A 13,279-nucleotide genomic window follows, 5' to 3' on the forward strand; every position below is an offset into this window, starting at 1 on the left:
GCGGGCGGCCGAGGCGACAGCCGCGGTCAGGACATGAGGGACGCACATCCGCCCGTCCCTCCAGCACCTGGAGGAATTGCGTGAACCACCTGTCCCTGCGTCGACGGACCGCGTTGATCGCGGCCGCCGTCCTGAGCACCGCCGCCTTCGCGGCCCCGGCCGGGAACGCCGTCAGCACGGCTGCCGCGCCCGGCTCGCCGCCACCGGACGATCTCGCCACCTCGATGCGACTGCCCCACTTCGCCCCCGGCCGGTACGTCGTGACCCTGGCCGACAAGCCACTGGCGACGTACTCCGGTGGTGTGGCCGGGCTGAAGGCCACCAAGCCGGCCAAGGGACACAAGGTCGACACCGCGAACCCCGACTCGAAGCGCTACAGCAACTGGCTCGACAGCCGCCACAACACGGTGGCCGCCGCGGTCGGTGCGAAGGCGACCCGGCACTACTCGACCGCGATCAACGCGTTCGCCGCCAACCTGAGCAGCCAGCAGGTCAGCGAGCTCAGCAAGACACCGGGCGTCGTCGCGGTCACTCCGGACCAGTTGCACCAGGCGCTGGACGACAAGAAGCCCACCGACTTCCTCAAACTGTCCGGCAAGAACGGCGTCTGGTCCGCACTCGGCGGCAACGCCGAAGCCGGCAAGGGCGTCGTGGTCGGCGTCGTCGACACCGGCATCTGGCCGGAGAGCGCCTCACTGTCCGGACCGAAGCTGGGCACCAAGCCCGCCACCGAGGCCGACCCGTACCGGCCGTACCGCTCCGGCGACACCATCGTCATGCACAAGGCCGACGGCAACGACTTCACCGGCTCCTGCGAGGCCGGCGAGGACTTCACCGCCGACCTGTGCAACACCAAGCTCATCAGCGCCAAGTACTTCGGCGACGCCTGGCTGGGCGCCACTCCGCCCGAGGCCCGGGCCGACTACGCCTCCCCGCGCGACGGTGAAGGCCACGGCACTCACACTGCGACCACTGCGGCCGGCCGCGCCGGTGTGGACGTTGCGGAGAGCGGCATCAACTTCGGCACGATCTCCGGCGTTGCTCCGGCCGCCAAGATCGCCGTGTACAAGGCGTTGTGGACCGGCAAGGGCGGCGTCGGCTCGGGCGGCTACACGTCCGACATCCTCGCCGCGATCGACCAGGCCGTCGCCGACGGCGTCGACGTGATCAACTACTCGGTCGGCTCGATCTTCGAGTCCGCGCACACGGACCCGGTGCAACTCGCTTTCCTGTCCGCGGCGTCCGCCGGCATCTTCGTCTCCGCAGCCGGCGGCAACTCCGGTCCGGTGCCGTCGTCGCTCGACAACACCTCTCCGTGGGTGACCACGGTCGGCGCGAGCACAGTGGCGCCGTACGACGCGACTGTGGTCCTCGGCAACGGCGAGAAGTACTCCGGGCTGAGCACCTCCATCGCTACCGCGGTCGGTCCCCTGTCGCTGGTCACCGGTGCTGCCGCTCGGGTAGAGAGTGCAGCCGAGTACGACGGATCGCAGTGTCTGCCGGGCACGCTCGACTCGGCCAAGGCTGCCGGGAAGATCGTCGTGTGCGACCGGGGCGTCGGAGCCCGGGTCGACAAGTCGGCCGAGGTCAAGCGCGCAGGTGGCGTCGGCATGGTGCTGCTGAACCTGACCGACCAGGACACGGTGGCCGACTCGCACGCAGTACCGACCGTGCACCTCAACACGCCGGGATCGCTGTCTGTGAAGGCGTACGCCGGCACTGCCGGAGCCACTGCACAGCTTGTGCCCGGCAACCTGACCGCACAGACCACGCCGTACCCGCAGATGGCGGACTTCTCCTCGCGTGGCCCGTCGCTGTCGAGCCACGGCGACCTGCTGAAGCCGGACATCGCTGCACCGGGTGTGAACGTCCTGGCCGCGGTGGCTCCGCCCAGCAACGGCGGACACAGCTACGCGTTCCTCTCCGGTACGTCGATGGCCGCGCCGCACATCGCCGGCCTGGCTGCTCTCTACCTGGCGAAGCACCCTGACTGGACTCCGATGATGGTGAAGTCGGCGCTCATGACGACCACCAGCGACGTCAAGACCGCCAGCGGCGCTGTCGACAACGATCCGTTCGCGCGGGGCGCCGGTGAGGTCCAGCCGTCGCGGATGCTCGACCCCGGTCTCGTCTACGACTCCGGTGACGTCGACTGGCTCGGCTATCTGGAGGGCAGCGGTGTCAACACCGGCACCGGCGTACCCGCGATCGACCCCAGCAACTACAACGCACCGTCGATCGCGGTCGGCGAGCTGGTCGGCACGCAGACTGTCACCCGCCGCGTCACCGCGGTGAAGGGCGGTCTGTACCGCGCGACCGTGTCCGTGCCCGGCATGAAGGCCGTCGTCATCCCGTCGATCTTGAGCCTGCAGGCCGGCCAGACGAAATCCTTCACCGTCAAACTCACCCAGGACACGGCCCCGTCGCACGAAACCACCAGCGGCTGGCTGACCTGGCAGGGCGCTGGTACGTCGGTCCGTAGCCCGATCGCGGTCGTCCCGACGTCGGTTATCGCACCGACCAACGTCACCGGCTCCGGTGCGGCCGGCTCGGTCTCCTTCGACGCCACGGTCGGCAAGGCCGGTACGCCGATCCACGCCTACGGCTTCACGTCGGCACCGCAGATCCCGGGTGAGGTTCCGGCGGGAGCCGCTGACGCAGACCTGCCGAACTACCCGGTCACCGTGACCGCCGGCACCAAGGCTGTGCAGTGGAACATCAAGACGGTCGACCCGGCCGGCAGCATCTGGATGGTGCTCTACAAGGTCGTGAACGGCCAGATGCAGCTGCTCTCCTTCGAAGGCACCGGGGCGAACCAGGCCTCCGCGACGGTGGCCGCTCCCTCGCCCGGCGTCTGGGGTGTGCTCGCCATCACCCTGTCGAACCCGCCGGGTGCCGACACCACGAAGTACACGATGCAGACCAACGTCGTGACCGGTGGCAACGCGCTCAAGGTGACGCCGTCGGTGGCACCGGCCGCGGGCAAGCCGTTCCAGGTCACCGCGTCCTGGTCGGGAGTCCGCACTGATCAGCGCTCCACCGGATTCGTCGAGTTCCCGAACCGGGCCGGCACTGTCGTGACCGTCAACTAGATCCAGCGACGCCGGGCGGCTTGAACACCCGCCTGGAACCGGGTCTGCGCGCCGAGGGATTCCATCAGCGCGCGGACCCGGCGCTGGGTCGTCCGGGGACTGATCCGCAACCGCCGACTGATCATGTCGTCGGTCGCACCACCCGCGAGCAACAGCAAGATGTCCCGGTCCGGCGCCCGCAAGGCGGGCGCCTCACCATTCGCCAGCAGCGCCGGCATCGGGATCGCCAAGGCCCACAACATCTCGAACGTCGCGATCAACCCGTCCAGCAGACCCGACGACCGGATCAGCAGGTTGGACTCGGCAGGCGCCCGCTTGGTCAGGCCGATCAGTGCAGTGTGGTCGTCACCGACCGCCATCTTCATCGGAACCTGCGCCAGCACCCGGCCGACCTCGCCCGCCGCCTGTAACTCCGGCAGAACGCCCATGATGTCCTCGGACTCGAACACCTCGGTCCCGTAGATCGCCCGGTACTCGATCCCATCGGCGAGCCGCTCCAGCTCCAGCCTCTGCTGGGTGGACGGCGGCGTCGCGTACGGCGGCCGGTCCAGCACTCGGACCTGGCGGGTGGAGTTCCTCTGCAGATCCTCGTAGGCCCGCAGCAGCGTCGGACCGTCCTCGATCAGCTCGATCTGATTGCCCTCCAGCACCGGAGTCCCTCGGGCACCACGCAGTTCGTCGGCGACACCCCGCAGCCGCGCCAACTGGGCATCCAACTCGTCCAGCGGATCAACAACCTCGTCCGCCACCATCGCCATCCCTCCACCCGACCGAACCCAAACGAACCAACACTAAACCGGATCAGCACGTGGGCACCCCGTCAGGGACCGCAGCTGAGACAAGGCCACAGCTGACCGCAGCGCGAACACAGGCCGTCCAGCCCCGGCGCCGGCAACCACACAGTCTCCACCGAGTCCTCATGCCGGACCGCTCGAGCCGTGGCTGTGGCCGACGTGGCACTGGCCTGTGCCGTGGCCGTGGCCCGGGCCGGCTTGGCCGGGAACCAGTGGACCTGGGTGCGTCCACCGGCACCGTGAACCGCCAGCAGAGCCTCGATCCCACCGTCCCAGGTGGACGTTCCGGGCCAGCGGCCGCGCCACCGGAGGGCGACGGTGCCGTCGGACCACTCCACACCTTCGGCCAGGGTGCCTGTGCCGCGCACGCCGGAGACGTCGGTGTGGCGTACCAACCGGAAGAGGCGAGCCTGCCGCTGCATCGTGTTCACCTCTGCAGCCTCGCCCAGCACGCGCTGCCCACAACAGGTGTGGTCTGTGGGCTGTGAGAACAGCCCACACCCCCTCACAACCGGCCGAACTGCTGGGACTGGTTTGTCGGTGGGGGCTTGTACTTTCTGGACACGCACCGCAACCACCAGGTGTGGCAGTGAGCGGACGGGGGTGATCCTGTGGCTGAGGCAGCGTCTGTATCAGGGTTCGGCCGGGAGTTGCGGCAGTGCAGGCAGGCGGCCGGCTTGAGTCTGCGGCAGCTGGCAGCGCGGGTCGGCTACGACCACAGCTACTTGTCGCAGGTGGAGCGTGGCCGGAGACCAGGCTCTGCCGACCTGGCCCGCCTCTGCGATCGCGAGCTCGGCACCGGCGGCCGGCTGATCGGGACCTATCTGCGGGCGCACCCCAAGCGGCCTGCAGCAGTGCGCCCGGTCGTCTCCGGTCTACCGGCCGCTTCATTGGCGGCGGTGTGGGACGGGCTGACCAGCACCCTCACCGGTGTGGACCGCGTGGAGGCGACTGGCGACGTTCGCACTGTTCCGCCGGCTCGGCTGCTGCCGGAGCTCCTGGCGGACCTTCAGCTACTGCAGGCACAGGGACCGGACGGCTCCGGAGTGCGGGCGGCTGAGCTGAGCGTCCTAGTCGCCGAGACACTGACCGGGCTCGGCGAGCTGCGCGCGGCCAGGCGTTGGTGGTCGGCGGGCCGAGCGTTCGCGGACAGCTCCGGCGAGGTGTCCGTTCGGAGCTTGGTGCGTGCGAGGGAGGCGGTCAGTGGGCTCGCGGAGCGGCGACCGCTGCCGCAGTTGCTGGAGCTGGCGGAGGAGTCATTGGCGCTCGCACAGCAGATCCCGGCCAGCGGCGTACAGGCTCATGCAGTGCGGGCGCGGGTGCTGGCACAGCTGGGCCGACGGCTTGACGCACACCGCGCTCTGCAGGAACTGCTGAGCTGTTCTGACGCGTTGCCCCCGGCAACCACGAGCCCTCTGGGCGACCTCGCGCCGTACGAGGTGCATGCCGCGGAGGGCAGGGTCTGCGCGAGCCTGGGGTACGGGACTGCGGGCTGCCTGATGCTGGGGCGCGCACTGGAGCTGTGCCCCGACCAGAGGGTCGGAGAGCGGGCGCAGTTGGAGATGGCGCTGGCCGAGTGCCTGGCCTTGGAGGATGAGGTCGCGGCTGGTCTGGCGCTGGCCATGCGGCTGCTGATCGAGCTCCCGGCCGAGTGGCACACCTATTACGTGTACGACGAGGCCGGCCGGGTGCTGGCCGCCGCGCGGGACCGGGAGCCGGGGCTGGCAGCCGTGCGGGATCTGGAGGTGCTGGTGGAGCGGCGTACGTACGCGACCGGCCGCAGTGTGGGCAGCGGGTCGTGGTGAGGCATGACCCGGGAGTAGCGTGCTGCGGGTGACGAGTGAAATGCAGAGCACGACGGTGACCAGCGGGTGGGACTTCGCGGTCGAGTTGCGGAGTGATCCGGCGAGTGCGGAAGCGCGCTCGGCGATCCTGGCCAAGCCTGCCTTCGGGCAGTCGTTCACGGACCACATGGTGGTGGCCAACTGGACGGACGACCGGGGCTGGCACGACCCGAAGGTTACGGCGTTCGCACCGCTCAGTGTGAGCCCGGCTGCCGCCGTACTGCATTACACACAGGAGATCTTCGAGGGTCTGAAGGCGTACCGGCACGCCGACGGGTCGGTGTGGGCGTTCCGGCCGGATCGCAACGCGACTCGGTTCCTGCAGAGTGCTGAGCGACTCGCATTGCCGCAGGTGCCGGAGGACGCGTTCATCTCCGCGCTACGTGCGCTGGTGACGGTCGACGAGGCGTGGGTGCCGTCGGCAGAGCACGGCGAGACCAGTCTGTACTTGCGCCCGTACATGATCGCCACGGAGGCGGCGCTGAGCGTGCGACCGGCTCGGGAAGTGCTGTTCGGAGTCATCGCGTCGCCGGCCGGCCCGTACTTCGACACCGGCCCCAAGCCAGTCTCGATCTGGCTGACCACCTCGACCATCCGTGCGACACCCGGTGGCACCGGCGCGGCCAAGTGCGGCGGCAACTACGCAGCCAGCCTAGCCGGTCTGGCCGAGGCTGTCGCCAACGGTTGCGAGCAGGTCGCGTTCGTCGACGCCGCCGAGCACAAGTGGCTCGAGGAGATCGGCAGCATGAACATGTTCTTCGTATACGCCGATGGCCGGATCGCGACGCCCGAGCTGAACGGCTCGATCCTCGAAGGAGTCACCCGCGCCTCAGTGCTCGAGCTGGCTGCCGACCTCGGGCACAAGGTCGAGGAGCGCCGGATCTCCGCCGACGAGTGGAAAGACGGCGTACGCACCGGTGAGATTACCGAGGTCTTCGCCTCCGGCACCGCCGCGGTGATCACCCCGATCGGCCGCCTCGCCTGGCCCGACGGCGACCTCACCATCGGCGACCATTCCATCGACCACGGCGTAGGCCCAGTCACCAAGTCGATCCGCACCACCCTCCTCGACCTCCAGTACGGCCGGACCCCCGACACCCGAGGCTGGCTCACGCGTCTGGCGTGATCTGCCGGCCTAGAGCTTCGGCCACCGCCAGGACGTTCACGTAGTCCTTGAAGTGCACGATCCGGCCGTCCCGGACCGTCAGCACGACGATGTTGGGCAGAGCGAACTCGCGGCCGGTCGTGCTGACCGTACCGGTCGCGTCCTGCTCGACGACGATCACGTTCGGGTCGGCGGTCTCGTGCACGACGACGTTGCAGTAGGCCTGGTAGCGCAGGGGGCTAGCCGTCCAGTTCGCCTCCAGGAATGCGCGGATCTCCGCACGTCCCTCCAGCCGCGACGGCACACCTGGCCGGGTGAACGGGAACTCGTGGACGGCGTCCTCGGCGTACAGGTCGAGCATCTCGTCGATCGACTTGTCGATCGCCGTCTGCTGGTAGCGCTCCAGCACCTGACGTGGGTTGAGCACCTGACATCCTCTCGGTCGGGTTGATGCGGGTTGTCGGCACGGGCAGTTAGGTTGAGGCTATGGCTGAGTCCAAGGGGAAGGCGAAGTCTCCGGCGATCGAGCTGGAGGTGGGTGAGCGGACGGTGCGGATCTCGAATCCGGACCGGGTGTACTTTCCTGCTCGCGGGGAGACGAAGCTCGATCTGGTGAAGTACTACCTGTCCGTGGGTGACGGGATCGTGCGCGCGCTGCGGGAGCGGCCGTGCATGCTGCACCGGTTCCCGGACGGTGTCGCCGGCGAGAAGGTGCACCAGAAGCGGCTGCCGCACGGCGCGCCGCCGTGGATGGAGACCGTTCGGGTGAAGTTCCCGCGGTACAACCGGACCGCCGACGAGCTGTGCGTCACCGAGATCGCGCACGTCGCCTGGGCGGTGCAGATGTCCACCGTCGAGTTCCACCCGTGGAACTCCCGCCGCGCCGACACCGAGAAGCCGGACGAATGGCGGATCGACCTCGACCCGATGCCGGAGTGCCCCTTCGACCGGGTTCGCCGGGTCGCGCACGTCGCGCACGAGGTCCTCGACGACCTCGGTGCCGTTGGCTATCCGAAGACCTCAGGCGGTTCGGGGATCCACATCTACGTCCGGGTCGAGCCGGCGTACGGATTCTCCGACGTACGCCGGGCCGCGCTGGCGTTCGCGCGAGAGGTCGAGCGGCGCGCACCGGACGACGTCACGACGACGTGGTGGCGCAAGGACCGCGACCCGAAGAAGCTGTTCGTCGACTTCAACCAGAACGCGCGGGACCACACGATCGCGGCCGCGTACTCGGTCCGCGGCAACCCTGAGGGCACCGTCTCCACCCCGATCCGCTGGGACGAGGTCGACGACGTCGACCCGAAGGCCTTCACCATCCAGACCGTCCCAGCCCGCTTCGCCGAGCTGGGCGACCTGCACGAAACCATCGACGACAACGTCTACTCCCTGGACACCCTCCTCGAGTGGGCCGCCCGCGACGAACGCGAAGGCGCCGAAGAACCACCTCCCCCGGACGAGTAACCACCAGCACGCCGTCTCCGGGCCGCCGGTGCGCTCGACCGCGAGGATCTGAGCTGCGGCGGCCGGCCGTCTGGTGGAGAGCAGACACCGGTGGTCGCCGCCGCGCCCGCCGGTGTCCGGTGGACAGTCGTCGATCCAGCCCGCCGTGGAGCGGTGGCAGGAGTCCGGAGGCCAGTCGCCGGTTCAGCGCGCCGTGTAGAGCGGTCGCCGGGGCCTGGTCGGCGGTCCAGCGCGCCGTGTGGAGTGGTCGCCGAAGCCGTCGCCAGGATCTTCCGGCCCCGAGCGCGGACCTGCCCCACTCACCAACGTCCTCGGACCGGCCACGTCAGCTCACGGCTGAGCCTCACCGCCGCGGAACGGACGCACTTGGTGAGTGCCACAGGTCCGCCCCGCACCCGACCGCAGCATGTGCTTCGGTCGGAGAGCCGGACCTCCAGGCCATCACAAATCGCGGCTCCCGGACGCGACTCCGCGGAGGTGTCTCGGCTCACGCTCATTGTGATGGCGTGACGGTCCGCAGACGCGAGCGGCTAGGCGGAAGCTGGCGGCTCGGCGGAGCCGGTCAGGCCGTGGTGGAGGAGGTTGGTGAGGGTGTCTATGGCGGTTTCGTCCGGGATGGTTTCGCCGTTGGCGGGGTTGACGACCAGCCAGGTGTAAGCGAAGCCCTCCATCAGCGCGTTCATCGCGGAGATCTGCACGAGCGGTTCGGCCGGTGGGTTCGGCAGGTGGGCGAAGTGCTCGATCATGTGCGCGTCGTCGTCGGCCATGATCTGCTGCAGCCGCCGGCCGAGCTCCGGGTCGACCATCGCGGCCTGTTTCACCGCGATCATCTCCGGCAGGTGCTGCTGGTAGAACCGCCAGAACGCGGCCACGTGCCAGCGGATCGCCGAGATCTTGCTGAAGTCGGCGTCATGGCCGGCGACGTCGACGATCGTCTCGTCGGCCTCCGCGAGCATGTCCCTCAGCAGCGCCTCGAGCAGTTCCTCCTTGCCCGCGAAGTGGTTGTAGAAGGATCCCGTCGCCCGGCCCGCGGCCGCGGTGATGTCGGTGATCTTCGTGTTCAGGTATCCGCGCTCGGCGAACACCTCCCGGGCCGCCTGCTTCAGCGCCGCCCCGGTCCCGGCCGCCCGTTCCCGGCGGCTCACCGTGTCGGTCACGACAACCTCCTTGACACCGAACCCTAGTCAGATTCATAGTGAATCTGAATTCAGTGAACCACAATTCAGTCAAGGAGACCAGATCATGACAGTTCTGATCGCAGGGGCGGGCCCGACCGGATTGACACTGGCGATCGACCTTTCCCGGCGCGGCATCGCCGTCCGGCTGATCGACAAGGCGACCGAGTTCTTCAACGGCTCGCGCGGCGACGGCCTGCAGCCGCGGACCCTCGAGGTGTTCGACGACCTCGGTGTCGTCGACGAAGTACTGCGGCAGGGCCGGTCGATGCCGCTGATGAAGATCTACATGAGTGGTGAACTGGTCGGCGAGCGCCGGATGGCCGAGATCACCGAGCCGACTCCGGACATCCCGTACCCGAACGCCTGGATGCTCGGCCAGTCGCGCACCGAGAAGATCCTGCGCGACAAGCTCGCCGAGTACGGCGTTCAGGTCGAACTGGACACCGCGATCGTCGGATTCACCCAGGACGCCGACTCCGTGATCGCCGAGCTCTCCACCGGCGAGACCCTCGAGGTGGACTACCTGGTCGGCGCGGACGGCGGGCGGAGCTTGGTCCGCAAGCACCTCGGGATCGCGTTCGAGGGAACCACTGACGAGTCGATCCGGACCCTGCTCGGGGACGTCGCGGCCGACGGTCTGGACCACGACTCCGGCTACTGGTTCGCCGGCAAGGACAACCCGATGTCGGGGATCGCCCTGACCCCGCTGGCCGGCGGGGACCAGTTCCAGTTCGGCGCTCCGCTCGACTCCGACGACGCCGACACCTCGCTGGAAGGCCTGCAGGCGCTGGTCGATCGGTACGCCGGTCCCGGCGTCGCGAAGCTCCGGGACCTGACCTGGTCGACCGTGTGGCGGCCGAACGTTCGGCTGGCCGAGCGGTTCCGGGTCGGCCGGGTGTTCATCGCCGGCGACGCCGCGCACGTGCACCCGCCGACCGGTGGTCAGGGCCTCAACACCGGCGTCCAGGACGCGTACAACCTCGGCTGGAAGCTGGCCGACGGCCGCGAAGAGGTGCTGGCGACCTACGAGACCGAGCGCCGGACCAACGCGATGCGGGTGCTCGGCATCAGCGAGGACCTGATGCACGAGCACGTCGAGGGCGACGAGTCGGCGATGGAGCGCGGCGAGAACACACGCCAGCTCGACGTCTCCTACCGCGACCCCTCGGACACTCGCGCCATCACCTCCGGCGACCGCGCGCCGGACGCCCCGCTGGTAGATGCCTCAGGCAACAAGACCAGATTGTTCGATCTGTTCCGCGGACCGCATCAGACCCTGTTGCGCTTCTCCCCCACCACCCCATCGACCGACAATCGCACCGTCGACATCGGTCGCGACGGAAGCGCGGCGTACACCAGCCCGGAGGCTTTCGCCCACTACCACGCCCAGGACGGCGACGAGATCCTGATCCGCTCAGACGGTTACCTCGCCTAGGATCGGCGAATGCGCACCCTGGATCCGGCCGCCGCCTATGACCGCGCCGTCGCGTTGGCGACGCGGGGGCGGCGGCAGATCCTGGGGATCACCGGGCCCCCCGCGGCCGGCAAGTCGACGTACGCCGAGCAGCTCACCGCGAAGCTGGTCGGTGACGGCCACCGGGTCGCACTGGTGCCGATGGACGGCTACCACCTCGCGCAGTCGGTCCTGGACGAGCTTGGGCTGGCCGAGGTGAAGGGTGCGCCGCATACCTTCGACGGGTACGGATTCGTTGCCTTGCTCAAGAGGTTGAAGGAGTCACCGGACGAGCAGATCTGGGCGCCGCGCTTCGACCGCGGGCTGGAGGATTCGATTGCGGCCAGCATCGGAATCGCGCCCGACATCACGCTGATCGTGACCGAAGGCAACTACCTGCTTTTCGACGAACAACCCTGGGGGACCCTCCGCACGCTGCTCGACCAGTGCTGGTACGTCGAGGTGCCCGAACAACTGCGGCACGAACGGCTCGAGGCGCGGCACCGTCGTTACGGCAGGTCGGCCGAGGAAGCGCACGAACGCACGTACGGCACCGACGAACGCAACGCGCGACTGATCGCGGCGACCGCACCGGCGGCCGACGCGGTCATTCACTTGGCCTGACAGACCCGGTCGATGAAGGCCGCCGCACCGTCCAGGTAGAGCTGCAGACCGAAATCGAAGTCCTGCTCGCTCTCGTCCTCGAAATCGCCGACCTCGTCGAAGACGCCGGCATCGACCAACCGGGCGACAGCCGGGTACTGCCGCGGGTCGGCCACCTGCCTGAGAGTGGCGCCGAACTGCTGGAATGCCGCCGGATTCTGGTCATAGCCCGCGGCCAGGTCGAAGGCCATCCGGACCTCGCCCTGGACGTAGGTGATCAGGCCCATCACCACACCGACCTTCGCCTCCTCCGGCAGACCGGTGTCGTTCAGTACGCCGAGCGCGGCGTCGAACCAGGCGAGGTTGTTCGGGCCGGCCGGCGGTCCGGAGATCGGGATCTTCGCGTACCACCGGTGTTTGCGGATTGCGGTCAGCACGTTGTCCGCCCAGAACGTCAGCCCGGTCCGCCAGTCGACCCCCTCGGGCATCGGGTCCGGGCGCTCGATCGCCGCGTCCGACATCAGCACGAGCAGATCGTCCTTGCTCTTCACATGCCGGTAGAGCGCCATCGTCGAGTTGCCCAGCCGCTCGGCGACCCGCGCCATCGAGACCGCGTTCAGATCGTTCTCCGCGTCGGCGACCTCGATCGCCGCCCGGACGATGTCGTCGAGGGACAGCGACGGCTTCGGTCCCCGCCGCGGCGTCTCCCGCAGCCGCCACATCAGCGCCACGTCCGGGGGCAACTCGTTCTTCTCCACCGCCTCAGTTTAGGGCCTGCCGAGCGATATAGCGTATCTGCTACGCTATTTAGCGTATTCGATACGCAGTAAGGAGGGGACGATGATCGTCGAGGCAACCGGGCTGCGGAAGTCCTACGGCGCGACCGAGGTGCTCAGCGGGGTCGACCTGCGGGTGCCGGAGGGGTCCGTGCAGGCGCTGCTCGGGCCGAACGGCGCGGGCAAGACCACGATCGTGCGGATCTTGACCACGCTGACCAGGCCGGACGTCGGCCGGGCGACCATCGCCGGGTACGACGTACTGCGCGAGCCGGCCCAGGTCCGCGGTGTGATCAGCCTGACCGGGCAGTACGCCGCGGTGGACGAGAACCAGACCGGCCGGGAGAACTTCGTCATGGTCGGCCGATTGATGCATCTCGGTCGGCCCGCCGCACGTCGGCGTACCGGTGAACTGCTGGAGCGATTCGGGCTGACCGACGCGATGGACCGGCGGGTGAAGACGTACTCCGGCGGGATGCGGCGGCGACTCGATTTGGCCATGAGCCTGATCGCGCGGCCGCGGGTGATCTTCCTGGACGAGCCGACCACCGGGCTCGACCCGGCCAGCCGGTCGACGATGTGGGACGTGATCGGTGAACTGGTCCGGGACGGGACCACGATCCTGCTCACCACGCAGTACCTCGAGGAGGCGGACCGGCTGGCCGACCGGATCGTGCTGCTCGACCACGGCCGGATCGTTGCCACCGGCACCGCCGACGAGCTCAAGACCCAGATCGGCGGCGAACGCATCGAGCTCCGCTTCTCCGACGAGGTGCAGTTGCTCAAGGCAACCGGATTACTGGACGGCGTCGCCGACGATCTCGTGCTCAATATTCCGTCCGACGGTACGGCGGCGCACCTGCACCACGTGCTCGACGTACTCCGGGACAACGGCCTGCAGCCTGAGCGCGTCTCGTCGCACCGGCCGACCCTCGACGACGTCTTCCTCGCCCTCACCGCCTAGGAGCCC

Annotated in this window: 12 protein-coding genes; 7 read left to right on the forward strand and 5 right to left on the reverse strand. The window is 68.8% G+C overall.

Annotated elements, in window-relative coordinates:
* Window positions 1-80 precede the first annotated feature (80 nt).
* Window positions 81-3,092: a S8 family serine peptidase gene (locus E0H73_RS20375; RefSeq protein ID WP_202867481.1), complete on the forward strand. Its 3,012-nt coding sequence runs from the start codon at window positions 81-83 to the stop codon at window positions 3,090-3,092.
* Here the strand turns inward: E0H73_RS20375 and E0H73_RS20380 are convergent.
* Complete coding sequence (locus E0H73_RS20380; RefSeq protein ID WP_131358703.1) at window positions 3,089-3,850, reverse strand: helix-turn-helix transcriptional regulator; 762 nt, start codon at window positions 3,848-3,850, stop codon at window positions 3,089-3,091. The two genes, E0H73_RS20375 and E0H73_RS20380, sit on opposite strands and share 4 nt — an antisense overlap.
* A 62-nt stretch (window positions 3,851-3,912) precedes the next feature.
* Window positions 3,913-4,308 carry a hypothetical protein gene (locus tag E0H73_RS46615; RefSeq protein WP_202867482.1) on the reverse strand — a complete coding sequence of 132 codons (396 nt, stop codon included), beginning with the start codon at window positions 4,306-4,308 and terminating at the stop codon, window positions 3,913-3,915.
* A gap of 189 nt (window positions 4,309-4,497) precedes the next feature.
* Between E0H73_RS46615 and E0H73_RS20390 the strand changes: the two genes are divergently transcribed.
* Both E0H73_RS20390 and E0H73_RS20395 read left to right on the forward strand, forming a co-directional pair.
* On the forward strand, window positions 4,498-5,691 hold the full coding sequence (locus E0H73_RS20390; protein WP_131358705.1) for a helix-turn-helix domain-containing protein: 1,194 nt from the start codon (window positions 4,498-4,500) through the stop codon (window positions 5,689-5,691).
* 19 nt (window positions 5,692-5,710) lie between these two features.
* Window positions 5,711-6,856, forward strand: a complete 1,146-nt coding sequence (locus E0H73_RS20395; RefSeq protein WP_238164123.1) for a branched-chain amino acid aminotransferase — start codon at window positions 5,711-5,713, stop codon at window positions 6,854-6,856.
* Here the strand turns inward: E0H73_RS20395 and E0H73_RS20400 are convergent.
* The gene (locus E0H73_RS20400; RefSeq protein WP_165555752.1) at window positions 6,840-7,262 is read right to left on the reverse strand and encodes a nuclear transport factor 2 family protein; all 423 of its coding nucleotides are present in this window, start codon (window positions 7,260-7,262) and stop codon (window positions 6,840-6,842) included. The two genes, E0H73_RS20395 and E0H73_RS20400, sit on opposite strands and share 17 nt — an antisense overlap.
* Before the next feature lie 59 nt (window positions 7,263-7,321).
* Between E0H73_RS20400 and ligD the strand changes: the two genes are divergently transcribed.
* Window positions 7,322-8,299, forward strand: a complete 978-nt coding sequence (gene ligD, locus E0H73_RS20405) for a non-homologous end-joining DNA ligase (protein WP_131358708.1) — start codon at window positions 7,322-7,324, stop codon at window positions 8,297-8,299.
* A gap of 530 nt (window positions 8,300-8,829) precedes the next feature.
* Here the strand turns inward: ligD and E0H73_RS20410 are convergent.
* Entirely contained in the window at window positions 8,830-9,456 is a 627-nt protein-coding gene (locus tag E0H73_RS20410; RefSeq protein WP_202867483.1) for a TetR/AcrR family transcriptional regulator, read from the reverse strand.
* 85 nt (window positions 9,457-9,541) lie between these two features.
* Between E0H73_RS20410 and E0H73_RS20415 the strand changes: the two genes are divergently transcribed.
* Both E0H73_RS20415 and E0H73_RS20420 read left to right on the forward strand, forming a co-directional pair.
* Window positions 9,542-10,912, forward strand: coding sequence for an FAD-dependent monooxygenase (locus E0H73_RS20415; RefSeq protein ID WP_131358710.1), 1,371 nt, complete (start codon window positions 9,542-9,544; stop codon window positions 10,910-10,912).
* 9 nt (window positions 10,913-10,921) lie between these two features.
* On the forward strand, window positions 10,922-11,554 hold the full coding sequence (locus E0H73_RS20420; protein WP_131358713.1) for a nucleoside/nucleotide kinase family protein: 633 nt from the start codon (window positions 10,922-10,924) through the stop codon (window positions 11,552-11,554).
* Here E0H73_RS20420 and E0H73_RS20425 read toward each other — a convergent pair.
* On the reverse strand, window positions 11,542-12,291 hold the full coding sequence (locus E0H73_RS20425) for a TetR/AcrR family transcriptional regulator (protein ID WP_238164124.1): 750 nt from the start codon (window positions 12,289-12,291) through the stop codon (window positions 11,542-11,544). The genes E0H73_RS20420 and E0H73_RS20425 overlap by 13 nt on opposite strands.
* A gap of 82 nt (window positions 12,292-12,373) precedes the next feature.
* On the opposite strand from E0H73_RS20425, the gene E0H73_RS20430 reads away from it, so the two are divergent.
* Window positions 12,374-13,273: an ATP-binding cassette domain-containing protein gene (locus tag E0H73_RS20430; RefSeq protein ID WP_131358716.1), complete on the forward strand. Its 900-nt coding sequence runs from the start codon at window positions 12,374-12,376 to the stop codon at window positions 13,271-13,273.
* Window positions 13,274-13,279 lie beyond the last annotated feature (6 nt).

The organism is Kribbella pittospori, assembly GCF_004331465.1.
Classification (GTDB): domain Bacteria; phylum Actinomycetota; class Actinomycetes; order Propionibacteriales; family Kribbellaceae; genus Kribbella; species Kribbella pittospori.

What these genes read in the sequence shown, in the direction of transcription:
- E0H73_RS20380 (WP_131358703.1), bottom strand. Translation starts at nt 3,850, where the DNA reads ATGGCGATGGTGGCGGACGAGGTTGTTGATCCGCTGGACGAGTTGGAT.
- E0H73_RS46615 (WP_202867482.1), bottom strand. Translation starts at nt 4,308, where the DNA reads ATGCAGCGGCAGGCTCGCCTCTTCCGGTTGGTACGCCACACCGACGTC.
- ligD (WP_131358708.1), top strand. Translation starts at nt 7,322, where the DNA reads ATGGCTGAGTCCAAGGGGAAGGCGAAGTCTCCGGCGATCGAGCTGGAG.
- E0H73_RS20415 (WP_131358710.1), top strand. Translation starts at nt 9,542, where the DNA reads ATGACAGTTCTGATCGCAGGGGCGGGCCCGACCGGATTGACACTGGCG.
- E0H73_RS20420 (WP_131358713.1), top strand. Translation starts at nt 10,922, where the DNA reads ATGCGCACCCTGGATCCGGCCGCCGCCTATGACCGCGCCGTCGCGTTG.
- E0H73_RS20430 (WP_131358716.1), top strand. Translation starts at nt 12,374, where the DNA reads ATGATCGTCGAGGCAACCGGGCTGCGGAAGTCCTACGGCGCGACCGAG.